This is a genomic window from Cellulosimicrobium sp. ES-005, assembly GCF_040448685.1.
In the GTDB taxonomy this organism is placed as follows: Bacteria; Actinomycetota; Actinomycetes; order Actinomycetales; family Cellulomonadaceae; genus Cellulosimicrobium; species Cellulosimicrobium cellulans_G.
Genome location: NZ_CP159290.1, coordinates 737130 through 756731 on the forward strand (window position 1 = coordinate 737130; position 19602 = coordinate 756731).

General features: G+C 73.4%; 16 protein-coding genes. 9 read left to right on the forward strand and 7 right to left on the reverse strand.

Features of this window, described 5'->3' with window-relative positions; genetic code table 11:
• Window positions 1-178 precede the first annotated feature (178 nt).
• From ABRQ22_RS03260 to ABRQ22_RS03285, 6 genes are all read left to right on the forward strand, one after another.
• Window positions 179-2176: a DUF1349 domain-containing protein gene (locus ABRQ22_RS03260; protein WP_353708564.1), complete on the forward strand. Its 1998-nt coding sequence runs from the start codon at window positions 179-181 to the stop codon at window positions 2174-2176.
• Between the two features lie 259 nt (window positions 2177-2435).
• The gene (locus ABRQ22_RS03265) at window positions 2436-3578 is read left to right on the forward strand and encodes a LacI family DNA-binding transcriptional regulator (protein ID WP_253052849.1); all 1143 of its coding nucleotides are present in this window, start codon (window positions 2436-2438) and stop codon (window positions 3576-3578) included.
• Window positions 3575-5206, forward strand: coding sequence for an FAD-dependent oxidoreductase (locus ABRQ22_RS03270; RefSeq protein ID WP_353708565.1), 1632 nt, complete (start codon window positions 3575-3577; stop codon window positions 5204-5206). The genes ABRQ22_RS03265 and ABRQ22_RS03270 overlap by 4 nt, the downstream gene beginning before the upstream one ends.
• Before the next feature lie 52 nt (window positions 5207-5258).
• Window positions 5259-6605 (forward strand): sugar ABC transporter substrate-binding protein, encoded by a 1347-nt coding sequence (locus ABRQ22_RS03275; RefSeq protein ID WP_353708566.1) that lies wholly within the window; start codon window positions 5259-5261, stop codon window positions 6603-6605.
• Between the two features lie 2 nt (window positions 6606-6607).
• Window positions 6608-7495 (forward strand): sugar ABC transporter permease, encoded by an 888-nt coding sequence (locus ABRQ22_RS03280; RefSeq protein WP_253052855.1) that lies wholly within the window; start codon window positions 6608-6610, stop codon window positions 7493-7495.
• Entirely contained in the window at window positions 7485-8456 is a 972-nt protein-coding gene (locus ABRQ22_RS03285; RefSeq protein ID WP_253052857.1) for a carbohydrate ABC transporter permease, read from the forward strand. The genes ABRQ22_RS03280 and ABRQ22_RS03285 overlap by 11 nt, the downstream gene beginning before the upstream one ends.
• Window positions 8457-8466: 10 nt before the next feature.
• Here the strand turns inward: ABRQ22_RS03285 and ABRQ22_RS03290 are convergent, their stop codons facing one another.
• Window positions 8467-9639, reverse strand: coding sequence for a hypothetical protein (locus ABRQ22_RS03290; protein WP_353708567.1), 1173 nt, complete (start codon window positions 9637-9639; stop codon window positions 8467-8469).
• 130 nt (window positions 9640-9769) lie between these two features.
• Between ABRQ22_RS03290 and ABRQ22_RS03295 the strand changes: the two genes are divergently transcribed.
• Window positions 9770-11644 carry an ABC-F family ATP-binding cassette domain-containing protein gene (locus ABRQ22_RS03295; RefSeq protein WP_353708568.1) on the forward strand — a complete coding sequence of 625 codons (1875 nt, stop codon included), beginning with the start codon at window positions 9770-9772 and terminating at the stop codon, window positions 11642-11644.
• 19 nt (window positions 11645-11663) lie between these two features.
• Here ABRQ22_RS03295 and ABRQ22_RS03300 read toward each other — a convergent pair whose 3' ends face one another.
• Complete coding sequence (locus ABRQ22_RS03300) at window positions 11664-12149, reverse strand: MarR family transcriptional regulator (protein ID WP_253052863.1); 486 nt, start codon at window positions 12147-12149, stop codon at window positions 11664-11666.
• A 118-nt stretch (window positions 12150-12267) separates the two neighbouring features.
• Here ABRQ22_RS03300 and ABRQ22_RS03305 point away from each other — a divergent pair, with 118 nt between their 5' ends.
• Window positions 12268-12870, forward strand: coding sequence for an NAD(P)-binding domain-containing protein (locus tag ABRQ22_RS03305; RefSeq protein WP_353708569.1), 603 nt, complete (start codon window positions 12268-12270; stop codon window positions 12868-12870).
• Between the two features lie 111 nt (window positions 12871-12981).
• On the opposite strand, the gene ABRQ22_RS03310 is transcribed toward ABRQ22_RS03305, so the two are convergent.
• The 5 genes from ABRQ22_RS03310 to ABRQ22_RS03330 all read right to left on the reverse strand — a co-directional run bounded on the left by ABRQ22_RS03310 (window position 12982) and on the right by ABRQ22_RS03330 (window position 18073).
• Complete coding sequence (locus ABRQ22_RS03310) at window positions 12982-14001, reverse strand: TetR/AcrR family transcriptional regulator (RefSeq protein WP_353708570.1); 1020 nt, start codon at window positions 13999-14001, stop codon at window positions 12982-12984.
• 136 nt (window positions 14002-14137) lie between these two features.
• Entirely contained in the window at window positions 14138-14965 is an 828-nt protein-coding gene (locus ABRQ22_RS03315) for an ABC transporter permease (RefSeq protein WP_353708571.1), read from the reverse strand.
• Window positions 14962-15909 carry an ATP-binding cassette domain-containing protein gene (locus tag ABRQ22_RS03320; RefSeq protein WP_353708572.1) on the reverse strand — a complete coding sequence of 316 codons (948 nt, stop codon included), beginning with the start codon at window positions 15907-15909 and terminating at the stop codon, window positions 14962-14964. Before ABRQ22_RS03320 ends, ABRQ22_RS03315 begins: the two co-directional genes overlap by 4 nt.
• Before the next feature lie 218 nt (window positions 15910-16127).
• Window positions 16128-17510 (reverse strand): MFS transporter, encoded by a 1383-nt coding sequence (locus tag ABRQ22_RS03325; protein WP_353708573.1) that lies wholly within the window; start codon window positions 17508-17510, stop codon window positions 16128-16130.
• A gap of 62 nt (window positions 17511-17572) precedes the next feature.
• Window positions 17573-18073, reverse strand: a complete 501-nt coding sequence (locus tag ABRQ22_RS03330) for a MarR family transcriptional regulator (RefSeq protein ID WP_353708574.1) — start codon at window positions 18071-18073, stop codon at window positions 17573-17575.
• 414 nt (window positions 18074-18487) lie between these two features.
• On the opposite strand from ABRQ22_RS03330, the gene ABRQ22_RS03335 reads away from it, so the two are divergent.
• On the forward strand, window positions 18488-19555 hold the full coding sequence (locus tag ABRQ22_RS03335; RefSeq protein ID WP_353708308.1) for an IS110 family transposase: 1068 nt from the start codon (window positions 18488-18490) through the stop codon (window positions 19553-19555).
• Window positions 19556-19602 lie beyond the last annotated feature (47 nt).

A 19602-nucleotide genomic window follows, 5' to 3' on the forward strand; every position in this document is an offset into this window, starting at 1 on the left:
CCGTGAGGACGCTAATAATGCGCATCATCCCTTTGACCTGCGCCGTGCCCGTCCGGCGACACTGCCAGCAGCCCACGTCTCCACGTGGCGCCCGGCGGCGACGACGCCGCCGGCGAGGAACCGACGGAGGTCCCCTGTGAGAACCCGAGCAGCAGCACCACGCCGCAGACCGCGCGCCGTGGCGACGGCGGTCGCCACCCTGACGGCGGTCCTCGCCGCCGGGGCGGTCGTCCCCGCGGCGGCCCTCGCCGCGGGACCGCCGCCCGCGGTCACGGCCGTCACCACGACCGGGGCGACGACCGGGGTGACGGTGACGGCCGACGGCCCGTCCGCGTCCGACCTGCCCGTGTTCGAGTACCGCGGCGTGGTCACCGACAAGGAGTCGATGATCTACAACCCGACGGACGAGTTCATCTTCCCGAGCGTCTTCCACGCGGGCGCGTACCTCGACGACCCGCTGGGGGAGTGGTACCTCTACTACGCCCCGCACGACTCCCCGGGCGGGATCTCGCTCATGTACGCCGACTCGCTCGAGGGCCCGTGGACGGAGTACGCGCACAACCCGATCGTCGCGAACGAGTGGCTGCCGTTCTACGAGCGCGTCTCGCACGTCTCGTCGCCCGACGTCCTGTGGGACGACGCGACGGACCAGGTGCTCCTGTACTTCCACGGCGAGAACTCCACGACGCGCTGGGCGACGTCGCCCGACGGCGTGACGTTCCACGACTCCGGGGTCGCGGTCACCAACGCCGACGGCGGTGCCGGGACCACCGAGACGTCGTACGCGCGCGTCGTCGAGCACCCGGACCCGTCGTCCGGCTACCGGTTCGCCATGACGTACATGCAGAACCGGACCGACAACATCCGGCGCATCAAGGTGGCCGAGTCGGTCGACGGCAAGACCTGGGACGTGCGGCCCGACCCGCTCGTCGTGCCCGACGCCGCGACCGGCACGAACGTGTCCGGCGGCAACCTGTGGGAGTGGGAGGGCCAGCTCTACGTGGTCTACCACGGGTCCACGGGCATCACGTTCGCCCGCACGCTCGACCCGACGATGACCGAGGTCGGGCCGCGCTGGGAGCTGCACCGGGCCAGCGGCGTCGGTGACGACACCGGGCGGGTGGCTGCGCCCGAGATCGTGACCGACGGCGACGAGACCTACCTCTTCTACGAGTCCGGCGACCGGCTGGGCGCGACGATCGCGTGGGCGCAGCGCGACCCCGACGCCGTCCGCCCGCCCGAGCCAGGCCAGGACCCCGACCCGCTGCGCGAGCAGTGCAGCGGCGCCGCGTCCGACGAGTTCGACGGCGAGTCCCTCGACCCGGCGCTCTGGTCGGTCGTCCGCGCGGGCAGCGCCCGGCACGAGCTCGTGGACGGCGCGCTGCGCGTCCCGACCTACCCGACCGGCGTGGCTGGCGCCGCGCTGCCGCTCCAGGCGGTCCCGGACGGGCCGTGGGAGGTCACGGCGGCCGTCTCCGTCTCCCCGACCGAGCGCTTCCAGCAGGGCGGGCTGCTCCTGTACCGCGACGACGCGAACTACGCGAAGCTCGACCTCGTGCACGGCTCGCTCGGCCCGCGCCTCGAGTTCATCTGGCGCCAGAACGGCACCGACCGCAACACGGGGTTCGACTCGGTCGTCCCGCCGGCAGGGCTCGGCGAGACGTTCTGGTTGCGCCTCACGAGCGACGGGAGCGCCGTGCAGGCGTCGGTGTCGGTCGACGGCGTCGAGTTCGCGCCCTGGGGCCGCACCGTGGACGTCGCGGCGCTCGGCGCGACGGGCGTCGGGCCGTTCGCGATGCGCGGCTCCGCGACGCCGCCGGAGATCGTCGCGTCGTTCGACTGGTTCCGGTGGACCCCGACCGCCGAGGAGGCGGCCGCGTGCGACGACGACGCGCCCGCCGTCGAAGTGCAGGCCGTGACGCGCTGCCTCGCGGGCCGCGCGTACGTCGCGGTGACCGCGCGCAACGAGGGGGACGCCGCGGCGACGGTCCGGCTCGTGACGCCGTTCGGCGAGCGCACCGTGGCCGACGTCGCGCCCGGGCGCAGCGCCTACCAGTCCTTCGCGACGCGCTCGACGTCGGTCGCGGCCGGGGAGGCGAGGGTCGACGTCGCCGGGCCGGACGGCGTCGGGCGTGGCTCGACCTCGGCGACCTACGACGCGCTGACCTGCGGGTAGCGCGGCCGACGAGCACCGCACAGCGGGCCCAGGGATGCACCTCGGAGGTGCGTCCCTGGGCCCGTCGTGCATCCTCCGGCGGACGCCCACCGGGGCGGCGGCGACCGTCGCGCCGCCGATTATGCGAATCACCGGCGACGGACCGAGGCCCGGAGTGCCAGCGTTCGCGACGTAATAATGCGTATTACCGCGTTGACCCGCACGCGCCGCTCTGGCGAGACTCCTCGCACGTCATCGACGACGTGATCGAGGAGGATCCATGCCGAGGCACCGCATCACCCAGGCCGACGTCGCCGCCATGGCCGGCGTCAGCCAGGCGACGGTCTCGTTCGTGCTGAACGACAGCACGCCCGCCGGGGTGCGGATCAGCGAGGAGACCCGTCAGCGCGTGCTCGACGCGATCCGCATCACCGGCTACTCGGCGAACCCCGTGGCCCAGCGCCTCGCGGGCGGGCACAACCAGATCCTGGGCGTCTTCACCTACGAGGCGACGTTCCCGCGCGCCGGCCGTGACTTCTACGGCCCGTTCCTGGTCGGCATCGAGCACGCGGCCGAGAAGCTGGGCATCGACATCCTGCTGTTCACGAGCGCGCGCGTCGTCGACGGCCGGCGCCGGCTCACGCGCGACGGCTGGCAGCGCCTCGGGATCGCCGACGGCTGTCTGCTGCTCGGCCAGCACGAGGACCGGGGCGAGCTCCAGCACCTGCTCGACACGAACTACCCGTTCGTCTTCATCGGCAAGCGCGGGAGCGACGGCGGGCGCCTGCCCTACGTCGGCGCCGACTACGTCGCGGCGACGGCGCGCCAGGTCGAGCGCCTCGTCACGCTCGGCCACGAGCGCATCGGCTACGTCGGGCCGCGCGGCACCGACCAGCCGACGCTCGACCGCGTCGACGCCTACCGCGCCACGATGAAGGCGCACGGGCTCACCGTGCGCTTCGTCGAGCTCGACGACGTCCCGGCCACGGCCGCGGAGATCGTCGACCAGCGCCTCACGGCCGTCGTCGTCGCCCCCGAGAACTACCCCGAGGAGCTCGTCGACGAGCTCGAGGGGCGCGGGGTCCGCGTGCCCGACGACGTCTCCTTCCTCCTCCTGGGCCAGCCCCACCACGGGCGTCCGGGCGGTCGCCGGTGGTCCGGGTTCTCGATCCCGCGCGAGGAGATGGGGGCACGCGCCCTCGTCCTGCTCTCGCGTCTCGTCGCCGAGTCCGGCTCGGGCCGTTCCGACCGCAGGTCCGCGCGCGCCGCCCGGGTCCCCGAGGACGAGCTGCACCAGCTCCTCGAGTGCGTCGACGTCGACGGCGAGACCGTCGCCGCGCCACCGCCCGCGCCGCCCCCCGGGGCCAGATCGTCCTTGCCGACCTCAGAGCACCCGAGCACCAGAGAAACGGAACCAGCGTGACCCATCCAGACCTCCAGGCAGACGTCCTCGTCGTCGGCGGCGGGCTCGGCGGCGTCGCCGCCGCGCTCGCGGCCGCGGAGCGGGGCGCCCGCGTCGTCCTCACCGAGGAGCACCCGTGGATCGGCGGGCAGCTCACGTCCCAGGCGGTGCCGCCGGACGAGAGCGCGTGGGTCGAGCGCTTCGGCGTGACCGCGCGCTACCGCGCGCTGCGCGACGGCATCCGCGACGTGTACCGCCGCTCGTACCCGCTCACGGACGCCGCGCGCTCGTGGGACGCCCTCAACCCCGGCGCGGGCTGGGTCTCCAAGCTGTGCCACGAGCCGCGCGTCGCGGTCGGGGTGCTCGAGGAGATGCTCGCCCCGTGGCGGTCCGCGGGCCGTATCCGTCTCCTGGAGCGCGTGCGCCCGACGGCGGCGACCACCGACGGCGACCGCGTCACCTCCGTGACGCTCGCCCCGGTCACCGCCGACGCCGCGGGCGCAGCCGTGACGGTGCACGCGGCGTTCGTCGTCGACGCGACTGAGACGGGCGAGCTCCTGCCGCTCACGGGCACGGAGTACGTCACGGGGTTCGAGTCGAACCGCGAGACCGGGGAGCCGAGCGCGCCGGACGAGGCGCAGCCCGACAACGTGCAGGCGCTGAGCGTGTGCTTCGCCGTCGAGCACGTGGACGGCGACCACACGATCGACCGCCCCGAGCGCTACGACTTCTGGAGCACGTACACCCCGGGCCCGTGGAACGGGCGGCGCATGCTGTCGTGGGAGGCGCCGAACCCGCGCACGCTCGCGATGGACGTGCGGTCCTTCACGCCGAACCCGGGCGACGACGCACGGGCCGTCGACGCCGACCAGTCGAAGAACCCGGGCGACGGCAACCTGTGGACCTTCCGGCGCATCGCGGCGCGCGACCTGTTCGCGCCCGGCCACTACGCGAGCGACCTGTGCCTCGTGAACTGGCCGAGCATCGACTACTTCCTCGCGCCGGTGCTCGACGTGCCGCGCGACGTCGAGGAGGCGCGGCTCGCGGACGCCCGGCAGCTCAGCCTGTCGATGCTCTACTGGATGCAGACCGAGGCTCCCCGCCCCGACGGCGGGACCGGCTTCCCGGGGCTGCGCCTGCGGCCCGACGTCATGGGCTCGGCCGACGGCCTGGCCCAGGCGGCCTACCACCGCGAGTCGCGCCGCCTGCGCGCGGTGACGACGGTGACGGAGAACGACGTCTCGTACGCCGTGCGCGGCGACCGGGGCGCGACGCGCTACGACGACTCGGTCGGCGTCGGCATGTACCGGATCGACCTGCACCCCTCCACGGGCGGCGACACGTACATCGACGTCGCGTCGACGCCGTTCGAGATCCCGCTCGGCGCGCTGCTCCCGCAGCGCGTGACCAACCTGCTCGCGGCCAACAAGAACATCGGCACGACGCACATCACCAACGGCTGCTACCGCCTGCACCCGGTCGAGTGGAACATCGGCGAGGCCGCCGGCCACCTCGCGGCCCACTGCCTCGCGACCGGGCGCACGCCGCACGCCGTCCAGTCCAAGGCCGACCTGCTCGCCGACTACCAGGACGAGCTCGTCCGGGCCGGCGTCGAGCTGCGCTGGCCCGCCGAGGCGCACCCCTACTGACGCGGACCCCCGCCCGCACCGACACGCCCACCCTCAGTCCGAAGGAGAACTGATGACCCCCCTGACCCCGCGCCGTGCACCCCGCCCGGCCCGCCCCCGACACCGCCTCGTGAGCGCACCCCTGGCCGCAGGCGGCGTCGCGCTCGCCCTCGTCCTCACCGCGTGCTCCGGCGGCGGCGACGACGTCGCGGGCGAGCCGAGCACGCCGAGCGAGCCCGTCGAGCTGCGCATGACGGTCTGGACGGCCGACGAGACACAGCTCGCGCAGTTCCAGGAGATCGCCGACGCGTACGTCGCCGAGAACCCCGACCTCGTCTCGGGCGTGACGTTCGAGACGATCCCGTTCGAGGACTACACGACGTCCCTCACGACGCAGCTCGCGGGCGGCAACGCCCCCGACCTCGCATGGATCCTCGAGAGCTACGCGCCCGAGTTCGTCGCGAGCGGCGCCCTCGTGGACGTCGCCCCGAAGCTCCAGGAGACCGAGGGGTACGAGTTCGACGACCTCCTGGACTCCTCGCTCGCGCTGTGGGAGAAGGACGGCGGCCTCTACGCCTATCCGTTCTCCAACTCGCCGTTCGCGATGTTCGTCAACACCGACCGGGTCGCCGCCGCAGGCCAGCCGAACCCGGCCGACCTCGTCGCGTCGGGCGAGTGGACCTACGACCAGGCCCGCGACATCTCCGCGGCCGCCGCCGCGACGTCGGGCAAGCAGGGGCTCGTCGTGCGCGACTTCGACTTCAAGGTGTGGGAGAACCTGTCGACGATCTGGGACGGCTGGGACGCGGCGCCGTGGAGCGAGGACGGCACGCAGTGCACATTCACCGACCCCGAGATGGTCGACGCGCTCACGTGGATCCACGACGCGACGTTCGTCGACAAGGCGATGCCCGGTCCGGGCACGACGGCCGACTTCTTCGCGGGCGACTCCGCGATGACGATCACGCAGATCAGCCGCGCGTCCGCGCTCGACGACTCGTTCGCGTGGGACGTCGTGCCGCTCCCGGCCGGTCCCGCGGGTCAGCAGAACGTCATCGGCCAGGCGGGCATCGGCGTCTTCGCGGCGGGCGAGCACCCGGACGTCGCCGCCGACTTCCTGGCGTGGTTCACCAACCCCGAGAACGCCGAGACGCTCGCCGCGTACTTCCCGCCCCCGCGTGAGTCGCTCCTGAACGCGGAGACGCTCGGCGCGGCGAACCCGAAGCTCAGCGAGACCCAGCTCCAGGCGGTCGTCGTCGACGGCATCCAGGGCGCCGTGACCAAGCCGTCGCACCAGAACTTCGCCAAGCTGCAGGACACGGTGCGGGCCCAGCTCGACGCGCTGTGGACCGCGGACGCCGACGTCGAGGGCGTGCTCGCCGACACGTGCGCGGCGATCCAGCCCCTGCTCGAGGACTGAGCGTGGCGTCCTCCGCACTCGCACGACGGGACGCGGCCGTGGGGTACACCATGGTCGCGCCCGCCGTGCTCGGCGCGCTCGCGTTCGTCGTCGCGCCGCTGGTCGCCGTCGTCTGGTACTCGCTGCACGAGTGGAACGTCCTCGCGAACACCTTCACGTTCGCGGGCGCCGACAACTACGAGCGCATGCTCTCCGACCCCGGCCTGCGCGACTCGCTCCTCGCGAGCCTGTGGTTCTCGGTCGGGCTCGTGGTCCTCAACATCTCGCTCGCGCTGCTCCTCGCGGTGCTGCTCAACCAGAAGCTCCCGGGCACGACGACGTTCCGCACCTTCTTCTTCTCGCCCGTGGTCGTGTCGCTCGTCGCGTGGACGATCGTGTGGAGCTTCCTGCTCCAGGCGGACGGCGGGATCAACGGGTTCCTGTCGCTGCTCGGCATCGAGGGACCGAACTGGCTGCGCGGCGAGACGACGGCCATGATCTCGGTGATCGTCGTCCAGGTGTTCAAGAACGTCGGCCTCAACATGATCCTGTTCCTCGCGGCGCTGCAGGGGGTGCCGGAGGAGGTCCAGGAGGCCGCGCGCCTCGACGGCGCGGGCGCGTGGCGGCGCTTCCGGTCGATCACGCTCCCGCTCATCAGCCCGACCGTGCTGCTCGTCTCGATCCTCACGATCGTCGGCTCGCTCGAGGTGTTCGCCCAGATCGCCGTGCTCACGGGCGGGGGGCCAGGCAACTCGACCACGGTGCTCGTCTACTACCTGTACCAGCAGGCGTTCCGCTTCAACGACTTCGGCTACGCGAGCGCGATCTCGGTCCTGCTGTTCGTCATCGTCCTCGTCCTGACACTCGTGCAGTGGCAGACGCGCAAGAGGTGGGTCTTCCATGAAGTCTGACGTGATGCCCGGCCCGGCCACGCTCCCGGGCGCGGACGCCGACGCTGCACGGCCCGCGGCGTCGGGCCGGGGCGGCGAGGGCCCGGACGGGGGGCGGCACGCCCCCGCGCGCCGCGACCGCGCCGCGCGCTCGCGGCGCCGGTGGGGACGCTGGGCGCTCGTGGCGCTGCTCGTCGTGCTGAGCATCCCCTTCGTGTTCCCCACGTGGTGGATGGCGACGTCGAGCCTCAAGCCGATGAGCGAGATCCTGCGGGCCGTGCCGACGCTGTGGCCGCAGGACCCGTCGTTCGCGGCGTACGGGGACGTGTTCCGCCTGCAGCCGTTCGCGCAGCAGTACTGGAACAGCCTCTACATCGCGGCGCTCGTCACGGTCGGGACCATCCTCGTGTCCTCGATGGCCGGGTACGCGTTCGCGCGGATCCGGTTCCCCGGGGCGAACGCGCTGTTCCTGCTCGTGCTCGTCGGGCTGCTCGTGCCCTCCGAGGTGACGATCGTCCCGCTGTTCAGGATGGTCAACTCGCTCGGGCTCATCGACACGCACTGGCCGCTCGTGGTCATCCCGATCCTCGGGGCACCCAGCGTCCTCGCGACGTTCATCATGCGCCAGTTCTTCCTCGGGCTCCCCGGCGAGCTCGAGGAGGCGGGGCGCATGGACGGCCTCGGGCGGTGGGGGATCTTCTGGCGCATCGCGTTCCCGCTGTCGCGCTCGGCGATCTCGGCCGTCGCGATCTTCACGTTCCTCAAGTCGTGGAACCTGTACCTCGAGCCGATCGTGTACCTGTCCAGCAAGGACCGGTTCACGCTCCCGCAGGCGCTCACGCAGTACGTCGACGCCTACGGCGGCCCGATGTGGAACGTCCAGCTCGCCGCGACGACGCTCACGGTCCTGCCGGTCCTCGCGGTGTTCCTCGTCGCCCAGAAGCAGTTCGTCCAGGGCCTGGCACACACGGGACTGAAGTAGGGGCCGCCGATCAGCCCTGGCCGGGGTACTCGGTGCGGGTGCGCGTCCCGCCCGCCGTGACGCTCCCGCCGCCGACGACGGGCAGGGGCGTGCCGGCGGAGAACCCGAGGCGCTCCTCCTTCACGACCGTCCCGCCGGGGGGCGTCGTGACGAGGGAGCTCGGCGGGTTGGGCACGACGTTCCCCTGCGCGTCGTACGTGACCGCGTAGACCCCGGGCCCTCCGACGTCCTGGCTGCCCGGGATCATCCCGGTCCCCTCGATGCTCGCGCCCGCCTCGCCGCGGACGTAGACGGTCGTGAGACCCGTGCCGTGCTCGACGCGCGTCCCGACGAGGCCCTCGACGGGTACCTCGGCGCTGCCACCGGCCATGGGCACGATCGCCGCCCCGCCCGAGCCGGTCGCGTAGGCGCCGCCCTCGACGATCGTGGCGTCGGGGGCGGGGGGCTCGTACGACCCGAGCTGCGGGCCCATGTAGTGCATCGTCTGACGCCGCTGGTAGGCGAGGAACTCGTCGACCTCGTCCTGGGACTGGAAGGTGTACTCGGTCCCCACGTTGAGCACGGCGCCCCCGGACGCGCTCGCCTGGCCGCCCAGGTTCACGTCGTGCTCGTTCGCGTGGGCCTCGACGTACGGGGTCGGTGTGCCCGCGCCGATGCCGCCGGTCATGCCGGCGAGCTGCGTGACCCGGAACGTCCCGTCGGAGAGCTCGTCGATGCGGTACTCGACGCCCGCGGTCCCCTCGAACGGACCGACGCCCCCGCCCTGCTCGTACACGACGTGCTCCGTCGCCACGATCGTGGGCGGCGGCTCCTGCAGCGTCGGCGGTCGAGGGATGCCGGGAAGGCTGGGGATCCACGGCGGGTCGGTGCGGCCGCCGCCGGCGCCCCCGGAGCCGCCACCGCCGGAGAACCCGCTGTCCGCGGCGCTCGCGCCCTCCTGCTGCTCGGCCTGGGTGCGCAGCCGCTGCGCGCCGTCGTCGAGCAGGCCGGACGCCGAGCGCAGGGCCGCCTCCATCTCGCCGTGCCAGCGTGCGCGCAGGGCGTCCGCGTCCGGACCGGCCCACGGGGTCGCGGTCACGGCGGCACGCAGCGACGCCGTCAGGGCGTCCAGCGCCGCCGCGCGGTCCTGGAAGGTGTTCGCGAGACCGCGGAGCGCGGCGACGTCGGCGCCGTAGAACGACATGGGATCCCTTGGTCGGACGAGACGGATGCTCCAGCCACCCTCGGACACCTCGACCGCCGCGGCAAGGGGGAGGGGTCCCCATCGCCGGCGCGGGCACGACGCGGTCGCCCGTCCGACTACCCTCGACGGCGTGGCTCACCTTCTCGGCGCCGACGGCATCTCGCTGACCGTCGGCACCCGCACCCTGCTCGACGACGTCTCGCTCGGCCTCGACGACGGCGACCGCGTCGGCATCGTCGGCCCCAACGGCGCCGGCAAGTCCACGCTCCTGCGCCTGCTCGCGGGCACGCAGCAGCCCGACGGCGGCCGGGTCACCCGGGTGGGCGGGCTGCGGGTGGGCCTGCTCGACCAGCGCGACGACGTCGGCACCGGCGCGACGATCCGCGACCTCGTGCACGGCGACGCCGCGACGCACGCCTGGGCGTCGGACGCGAGCGTCCGCACCGTCCACGCGGGGCTGCTGGCCGACCTCGACCTCGACGCTCCCGCGGACACGCTGTCGGGCGGGCAGCGGCGCCGCGTCGCGCTCGCGGCCCTCCTCGTCGCCGACCACGACGTGCTGTTCCTCGACGAGCCCACGAACCACCTCGACGTCGAGGGCGTCGCGTGGCTCGCCGCGCACCTGGGCGACCGGTTCGCGCGCCCGGGCGCGAAGGGCGCGCTCGTCGTGGTGACCCACGACCGCTGGTTCCTCGACGCCGTCTGCTCGCGCATGTGGGAGGTGCGTGGCGACGGCTCCGGCGCGGTGGAGGGCTACGAGGGCGGGTACGCCGCCTACGTGCTCGCGCGCGCCGAGCGCCAGCGGACCGCCGCCGTCGCGGCGGAGAAGCGCGACAACCTGCTGCGCAAGGAGCTCGCGTGGCTGCGCCGCGGGGCGCCCGCGCGCACGTCGAAGCCCAAGTTCCGCCTCGACGCGGCCGCGGCGCTCATCGCCGACGTGCCGCCCCCGCGCGACACGCTCGAGCTCACGCGCACCGCGACCAAGCGGCTCGGCAAGGACGTGCTCGACCTGGAGGACGTCACCGTCGCGGTCCCGCGGCGCGGTGCGCCCGGAGAGGACGCGGGCGAGCGCGTGCTGCTCGACGACGTCACGTGGCGCCTCGGGCCCGGAGACCGGTACGGCGTCGTCGGCGTCAACGGCGCGGGCAAGACGACGCTCCTCGCCCTGCTCGCCGGACGGCGCCAGCCCGACGCGGGACGCGTCAAGCGCGGCAAGACGGTCCACGTCGCCGAGCTGTCCCAGGACGTCGGCGAGCTCGACGACATCGCCGGGTCCCGCGTGATCCAGGTGATCGAGGACGAGAAGCGGTCGGTCGTCGTGGACGGCAAGGAGCTCACGGCGTCCCAGCTCGTCGAGCGGCTCGGGTTCACGCGCGAGCGGTCGCAGACCCTCGTGCGCGACCTCTCGGGCGGCGAGCGCCGCCGCCTCCAGCTCCTGCGACTGCTCGTCGCCGAGCCCAACGTGCTCCTGCTCGACGAGCCGACGAACGACCTCGACACCGACACGCTCGCCGCGCTCGAGGACCTGCTCGACGGCTGGCCCGGCACGCTGATCGTCGTCTCGCACGACCGCTACCTGCTGGAGCGCGTCGCGGACCGCCAGGTCGCGCTGCTCGGGGACGGCAAGGTGCGGGACCTGCCGGGCGGCGTCGAGCAGTACCTCGAGCTGCGGCGCGCGGCGCTCGCGGGGGCGGGAGCGTCGTCGAGCGGCTTCGCGTCCGCGGCGGCCGCCGGGGCCGACGGCGGCGCGGACGGCGCGCAGGACGCGCCCGACCTGGCCGGTCCGAGCGCCGCCGAGGTCCGGGCCGCGAAGAAGGAGATCAACCGCATCGAGCGGAGGCTGTCGAAGATCGCCGAGGCCGAGGGCCGCCTGCACGAGAAGATCGCCGCGAACGCGACGGACTTCACCGCGGTCGCGGAGCTCGACGCCGAGCTGCGCGCGCTCGCGGCCGAGAAGGACGAGCTGGAGGCGGCCTGGCTCGAGGCGGCGGAGGTCGCGGGCTGACGAGTCCGGGCGCCCGCGGTCAGCGGCGCAGGAAGCCCATGCGGTCGTCGGGGTCCACGCGCTGGAGGATCGCGCCCGCGATGGCGTCGAGCTGCTCGACCTGGTCGGGCGTGAGCGCGTCGATCACGTGGTCGCGGACGGTCGCGACGTGGCCCGGCGCCGTCGCGACGAGCTTGGTCCACCCGGCGTCGGTGAGGTGCGCGTTGGTGGCGCGCCGGTCCTCGGGGCACGGGACGCGCTCGACGAGCCCGCGCTTCTCGAGCCGGGCCACGACGTGGGAGAGCCGGGGGAGGGTCGCGTTGGTGGCCCCCGCGAGGTCGGTCATGCGCAGGGTGCGGTCGCGTGCCTCGGAGAGCATGGCGAGCACGTAGTACTCGAAGTGGCTCAGGTCGGCGTCGCGCCGGAGCTGGGAGTCCAGGACGCCCGGGAGCAGCTCGACCACGGCCACGAGCCGCTTCCACGCGTCGAGCTGCCGGTCGTCGAGCCAGCGGGGTTCTGTCGTCATGGTGCCTCCTCCGGTGTGACCATCGTAATAGTTGACGCTACAAGTTTAGCCCCGTACGGTGATGGTTGTAGCAACAACTAAGAGCCGACCGGGCGGCCGGCAGAGGAAGGAAGCCACCATGAGCAGCATCACCATCATCGGAGTCGGCACCATGGGCTCGGCGATCGCCGGTCTCGCGCTCGCCGCGGGCAGCGCGGTGCAGGTCCTCACGCGCGAGGCGACCGACCTCGACCCCCGGGTCGCGGCCGGCACGATCGGCGACGAGCTCACCGGCGACGTCGTCGTCCTCGCCCTCCCGTACGGGGCCGTGGCGGAGGTCGTCGACCTCTACGCCGACCGCCTCGACGGCAAGGTCGTCGTCGACATCACCAACCCGCTCGACTTCGCCACCTTCGACTCCCTCGTCGTGCCCGACGGCTCGTCGGCCGCGGCGCAGCTCCAGCAGCGCGTTCCCGGCGCGCGCGTGCTCAAGGCGTTCAACATGAACTTCGCCGCGACCCTCGCCTCCGGGCAGGTCGGCCCGCTCCCGACGACGGTCCTCGTCGCGGGCGACGACGCGGAGGCCAAGGCGGCGCTCGCCGGCGCCGTCTCCGGCGTCCGGGTGGTCGACGCGGGGTCGCTGAAGCGCGCTCACGAGCTCGAGGCCCTCGGCTTCCTGCAGCTCACGCTCGCCGCGGCGGAGAAGACGTCCTGGACGACGGGCTTCGCGCTCGCCGAGTGAGCTCGTCGCCGAGAGAGCGACGCACCGCCGCGAGAACGCCCTCTGGTTCCCAGGGGGCGCGATCGCGGCGGTGCGTCGCTCTCTCGCGGAGGCGGCGGTGTCGCCCCTGGGTCAGCCGCGTGCCTTCTCCACCGCAGCCCGCGCCGTCTCGCGCTCGGCCTTCTCCGCCTCGCGCAGCGCCTTCTCGAGCTCGCGCACCTTCTTCTGCGCCTCGCGGACGCGGCGCTCGGCGTCGCGCCGCTTGAGCGTCGCCTTCTTCACCTTCGGGTCCTTGACGTGCACGGCCATCTCGACCGGGGCGACGGCGTCGCGCGGGTCGGTCCCCGCGGCCTCCGCCGGGGCCGGCGGGTCGACGGACGCCGGGGCGCGGCGCCCCGCGCCCGGGGCTCCGGCCGCGCGGGCGTCCACGTAGACCGCGATCCCGTCGAGCACGCGCTCGAGGCCCCACGCGGTGTCGTCGATCGCGCCCTCCTCGGCGTACGTCCCCGCCTCCACGAGCGGGCGCAGGTAGGGGAAGCGCACCTCGTCGACGAGGTCGCGCAACGCGCCGCCCCAGCCGCCGCCCAGGACGGTCTCGTCGGCCCCGGCCTCGGTGACCGCGCGGGCCAGGTCCGACTGCAGTCGGGCGGCGTTCCGCGCGTAGCCGCTCACGAGCAGGATGACCGACATCTTCTCCTCGTCGTCGAGCGGCGTGGAGCGCAGGGCGCGCAGGGCGCTGTCGGCCCCGCGCAGGTTGTTCGGCGTGAGCGGCGCGCCGGTCACCGGGATGTCGAGGAACCACGGGTGGGACGCGAACACCGCCATGGTGAACTGCGCCCACTCGCGCAGCTCCGCGCGCCAGTCCGCGGGCTCGTGCGCGGGCGGGTACTCGACGTCGAGTGCCGCCTCCTGCATGAGCAGCAGCAGGTCGTCCTTGCTCGTCACGTACCGGTAGAGCGACATCGTCGTGAAGCCGAGGCTCTGCGCGACCTTCGCCATGGAGACCGCGCCGAGCCCGTCGGCGTCCGCGATCTCGATGGCGGTGTCGACGATCCGCTCGATGCTCAGCTCGCGCTTGGGCGTGCGCTCGGGCCGTTCGGCGACGCCCCACGCGAGCGCGAGCCGGGGCGGGAGGTCGGGTGCGTCCGTCATGGGTTCATCCTCCCCCGACCGGTGCCGAACCAGTGCGTACCGGTGGCCGACCAGGCCGTCCCGGTGCCGCGAGCAGGTGGTCCTGGCTCGTCCGGGTCGGCTGGACGTGCCAGGACCACCTGCTCGGCGGAGGGGGTCAGCGGGCCGTTCGGCGGCGGTAGAGGACGGAGCCGGCGGCGCAGCTCACGACCAGGAAGCCCACGAGCCACGCTACGGCCGTGAGGACCGTCGTCGCGTCGGGCGACCCCGCGAGGAGGCCGCGGAAGGTCTCGATGACCGGCGTGAACGGCTGGTTCTCGGCGAAGCCGTGCAGCCACGAGGGCATCGTGTCGATCTCGACGAAGCCCGAGCTGAGGTAGGGCACGAACAGGAACAGGAAGTTCACCGACTGCGACGCCTCGACGCTCAGCACCAGACCGAGCGCGACGCTCAGCCACGTGAACGTGAGCACCGCGAGCACGGCGAACGCGACGAGGCCCAGCCAGTCGCCGAGCCCGGCGTCGGGCCGGAAGCCCAGCGCGAGCGCGACGGCCACGACGACGACCGCGGACGCGAGGTTGCGCGCCACGCTCGCCACGACGTGCCCCCACAGCGCGGACGGCCCGAAGATCGGCAGCGTCTTGAACCGGTCGATCGTGCCCGAGGTCATGTCCTGCGCGACCCCCACGGCGGCCGTCGCCGAGCCGAACCCGAGGCACATGACGAGCACGCCCGGGACGACGTAGTCGATGTAGTCGTCCCCACCGATCGCGCCACCGAAGATGACGACGAAGACCAGCATGATCATCACGGGCAGCACGAACGCGGTGATGAGGCCGTCGACGCTGCGGAGCTGGCGGCGCGTCTCGCGCGCGACCATCGTCCGCACGTCGCGCGCGGCGGTCGCGGGTGTCTGCCGGGCGCGTGCGGCGGTGCGCGGCGGGCGCGCGGGCGACGTCGCGAGCGTGGGCGTGGTGGCGCTCATCGGGCGCCCTCCTTCCGGGTCAGAGCGAGGAAGACGTCGTCGAGCGTGGGCTTGACGACGCTGACCCCGACGACGGCGAGGTCGTGGGAGTCGGCCGCGGCGAGGACGTCGCGGATCGTGCGGACGGGGTCGTCGCTCGGCGCGGTGAGCGACAGGTCCTTGTCGTCCGTGGTCGTGCGGGCGAGCCCCAGCGCCGGCGCGAGCCCGACGGCGGCCGCGAGGCTCGCGGGGTCGTCGAACGCGACCCGGACGTGGTCGCCGGCGACGAGGGCCTTGAGCTCGGCGGCCGTGCCGCGCGCGGCGACGCGGCCGTCGTGCAGGACGGCGATCGTGTCGGCGAGGCGGTCGGCCTCCTCCAGGTACTGGGTCGTGAGCAGGACCGTCGTGCCGTCGGCCGCCAGGCCGCGCACCACGTCCCAGAGCTGGGCGCGCGAGGCGGGGTCGAGCCCCGTCGTCGGCTCGTCCAGGACGAGGACGGCCGGGTCGGCGACGAGGCTGATCGCGAGGTCGAGGCGGCGGCGCATGCCGCCCGAGTACGTCCCGACGCGGCGGTCGGCGGCGTCGGCGAGGTCGAAGCGGGCGAGGAGCTCGTCCGCGCGTCGACGCACCGAGCGCCGGGGCAGGTGGGCGAGCTCGCCCATCATGACGAGGTTCTCGCGGCCCGTCTGGAACTCGTCCACCGACGCGTACTGGCCCGTGAGCGCGATGGTCTCGCGCACGCGCGCCGCGTCGTGCACGACGTCGGCCCCCGCGACGCGGGCCGTGCCGCCGTCGGGGCGGACGAGGGTCGTGAGGATGTTGACGGTCGTGGTCTTGCCGGCGCCGTTGGGCCCGAGCAGCGCGAAGATCTCGCCGCGGCGCACGGTCAGGTCGACGCCGCGCAGCACGGCGTGGTCGCCGTAGGACTTCTCGAGCCCCTGCACGGCGATCATCGGTTCGGTCATCGCCTTCTCCTTCTCGGTCGGACGTGCTGGCCGGTGTGCGGCGCACACAGGCGTGTATGCCATAAACGATGTGTACACCATAAACACGCCTCGACGCGCGGGTCAAGGGCGGGGTGCCCGCCGAGGGGGCGAGGCACGAGGTAGACCCGTGGTCGCGCGAGGTAGAGCCGTGGTCTCCCGAGGTAGAGCCCTGGTCTCCCGAGGTAGAGCGGTGGTGGCTACCTCGCGTGAGAGCGGGGGGATCCCGTGAGGGCGAGTCCGATCCCCGTCATGAGCACGAGCGCGCCAAGCACGACGGCGACCGGCGTCGTCCACGTCCCGGTCGCCGTGTGCAGGGCCCCGGCCAGGGTCGGGGCGACCGCCGCGAGGCAGTAGCCCACCGACTGCACCGTCGCCGAGGCCTGACGTCCCCGGCGGACGGTCGGGAAGCGTTGCGCGACGAGCGTGAAGATGACCACGAAGTTCGCCGCCTGTGCGATCCCGGCCATCGACGCCCACACCGCCCACAGGTCCGGCGCGACGAGCAGACCGACCGGCAGCGTCAGCCACAGCACCGCGATCGCGGCGAAGCTCTGACGCAGCGACCATCGCCGCACCGCGAGCGGCACGGCGAGCCCGCCGACGATCGCGAACCCCTGGAACAGCGACGCCGCCCCGCCCGACGCCGCGCGGGGGATCCCCGCCAGGTCCTCCAGGATGAGCGGCAGCCACGCCGTGAGCGCGTAGAAGCTCGACGACTGGAGCGCGAACATCGCGCACAGCCACCACGTGAACGGCGTCGCGAGGACGTGGCGCTCGCGGGCGGCGGCGGGGTCGGTGCCCGTGACGCCCTCCGCGGCCGCGGAGGCGAGCCTGCCCGGGTCGGGGGAGGCGCCGTCGTCCCCACCACCCGCGTCGTGCGGTGCGGGCCGCTCTCCGGGGTCGGGTGCCGTCGTGCCCGACCCCGGCCGGCTCGCCGGGGTGGTCGTCGCCCGCCCGGGCCTGCTCGGTTCGCGCGGGACCGCGCGCAGCCACCACACGAGCGCGACGACCGCGAGGACGGACCAGGACGCGAGCGCCCAGCGCCACCCGACGGCGTCGGCCAGGGGCGCGGTGAGCGCGGTCGTCGCGACGGTCCCCACGTTGATCGCCGCCGTGTACAGGCCCGTCACCGTCGCGACGTGCCCGGGGAAGTCGCGCTGCGCGATCATCGGGACGGCGAGGTTCGCCGTCGTGATGCCGAGCCCCAGGAGCACCGTCCCCGCGAACGTCCCGGCGGTGCCGAGGCCAGCCGTGCCGAGGACGGAGAGGTCCGCCGAGCGCAGGAGCGTCCCGACGAGGATCAGCCCGAGCGCGACCGCGATCGCGGTGCGCAGCGACGACCGCCCCAGCAGCCCCGCGACCGCCGGCGTCGCCACGGCGAAGCAGAGCACGGGGATGCCCGTGAGCAGGCCCGCGGCCGCCGCCGTGAGGTGCAGGTCCGCCGCGACGTCCGCGACGACCGGCGGCAGCGCCGTGAGCGGCGCGCGCAGGTTGACCGCGACCAGCAGCACCGCGACGAGCAGCACGCCGTCGATCCCGCCGCGGAACGTGATCGGGCGGGGCGGCCGGGACGGCGGCATCGGGCGGTGACCTCCGGGTGCGGGCGCGTCGACGCCGCCCGCCCGATCAGCCGGGCCGTCGGTCAGTCGTCGAACTGTCCTACGACTGTACGCAGGAGCGCCGCGAGCGCAGGGCGGCCGCCGGGCTCCAGCGCGTCGAGGATGCGGGCCTCCACCGCGAGCAGGTCGGTCATCGCCGTGTCGACGCGCTCCAGGCCCTCGGGCGTGAGCTCCACGAGCACGCCGCGCCGGTCGTCGGGGGACCGACGGCGCAGCACGAGCCCGCGCTCCTCGAGCCGGTCGATGCGGTTCGTCATGGTCCCGCTGGTCACGAGGGTCTGCGTGACCAGCGCCCCGGGCGACAGGCGGTACGGCTCGCCGGCCCGCCGCAGCGCCGACAGCACGTCGAACTCCCACGTCTCGAGGTGCCCGCGCGCGAACGCCGTGCGCCGCGCGCGGTCGAGGTGCCGGGCGAGCCGGTCGACGCGCGAGAACACCGTGAGCGGCTCGACGTCGAGGTCGGGGCGCTCGCGCTGCCACGCCGCGACGATGCGGTCGACCTCGTCCTCGTGCTGCTGCTCCATGACGCGAGGGTACTCGACGTGTCTCGACATCAAGACTCTTGACGGCTCGCCTGTCGTTACCGCACGCCGTCGGAGAACCGGCGTCGCGAGGTAGAGCCCTGGTCGCGCGAGGTAGAGCTGTGAGTCTTGCGGTGGCTGGTCTGGGATCGGCTGGTGAGGATGGCGTCGGCTGCTCGCCGTGGTCGTGACTCGAGGTAGAGCCGGCCCTGTTGGGGGTGCCCTGCTACGGATCTGTCCGGCTGGGGTGGGCGGCCGGCGCTGTTCTGGCCCACCTCGGTGTCCTGATCAGAAGGGTGTCCGCCCCGGTGGGGCGTGACTCGTCACAGTGTTGTCCCGAAGTGACTCCTACCCAGGCCGGCGCCGGCCGCCAGCGGCCGGACCGTCGTCCCTGGAGTAGGAAGGACCCGAGCCACCATGACCATCGTCGCGCATGCGCACCCGTTCGTCGTGGGTGTGGACACCCATGCCCGCAACCACGTCCTAGCGATCCTGACCGGCACTGGTGAGGTCATCGATACCCGAGAGTTCCCGACCACGAGCGCGGGCCTGGCCCGGGCGATCGCGTGGGTCGCGCGCCGCACCGGTGGTGATCTCGCCGTGTTGTGGGTGATCGAGGGCGTCGCGTCCTATGGTGCGGGCCTGACCGGCGCCGTCGAACGGGCGGGCTACGAGGTCGTCGAGGCCGCGCGGATGGACGCGCGCGCCCACCACGGGATCGGCAAGTCCGACCCGTTGGACGCTGCCCGCATCGGTGCCGCCGTCCTGGCGCTGGATACCGACCAGCTGCGCCGTCCTCGCCGGGGCGACGGCATCCGAGCCGCCCTACGCGTCCTGGTCACCGCCCGCGACCACATGACAGGCGAACGCACCGCCACCATCAACGCACTGACCGCCCTGGCCCGCGTGGTCGACCTCGGCCCCGACGCCCGCAAGCCACTGACCCGCACCCAGATCGCCGCAGTCGCGCGCTGGCGCCCGCGCGAGGAAGACCTCGCCACCGCGACCGCACGCACCGAAGCCGTCCGCCTGGCCAAGCGCGTGAACGAGCTCGACGAACAGATCGCCGCCAACCAGGCCCGCTTGACCGAGCTCGTCCAAGCCAGCCAGGCCGCACCGCTGCTGACCAAGATCGGCATCGGCCCCGTCACCGCCGCGATCGCCCTGACCGCCTGGTCCCACCCCGGCCGGGTCCGCTCCGAAGCAGCCTTCGCCGCCCTGGCCGGGGTGAACCCCATCCCCGCGTCCTCGGGCAACACCATCCGTCACCGACTCAACCGCGGCGGCGACCGCCGCCTGAACAAAGCCCTGCACATCGCCGTCCTGACCCGCATGACCCACGACCCCGAAACCCGCGCCTACATCGAACGACGACGAGCCCAAGGACGCACCACCCGAGAGATCCGACGCTGCCTCAAGCGCTATCTCGCCCGCCAGATCTACAGGACCCTCAACACCACCGAACCCGCCACCACCCCAGCTTGACGAACATAGAAGGATCCGTGGTCGCACGAGGTAGAGCCCTGGTCGAC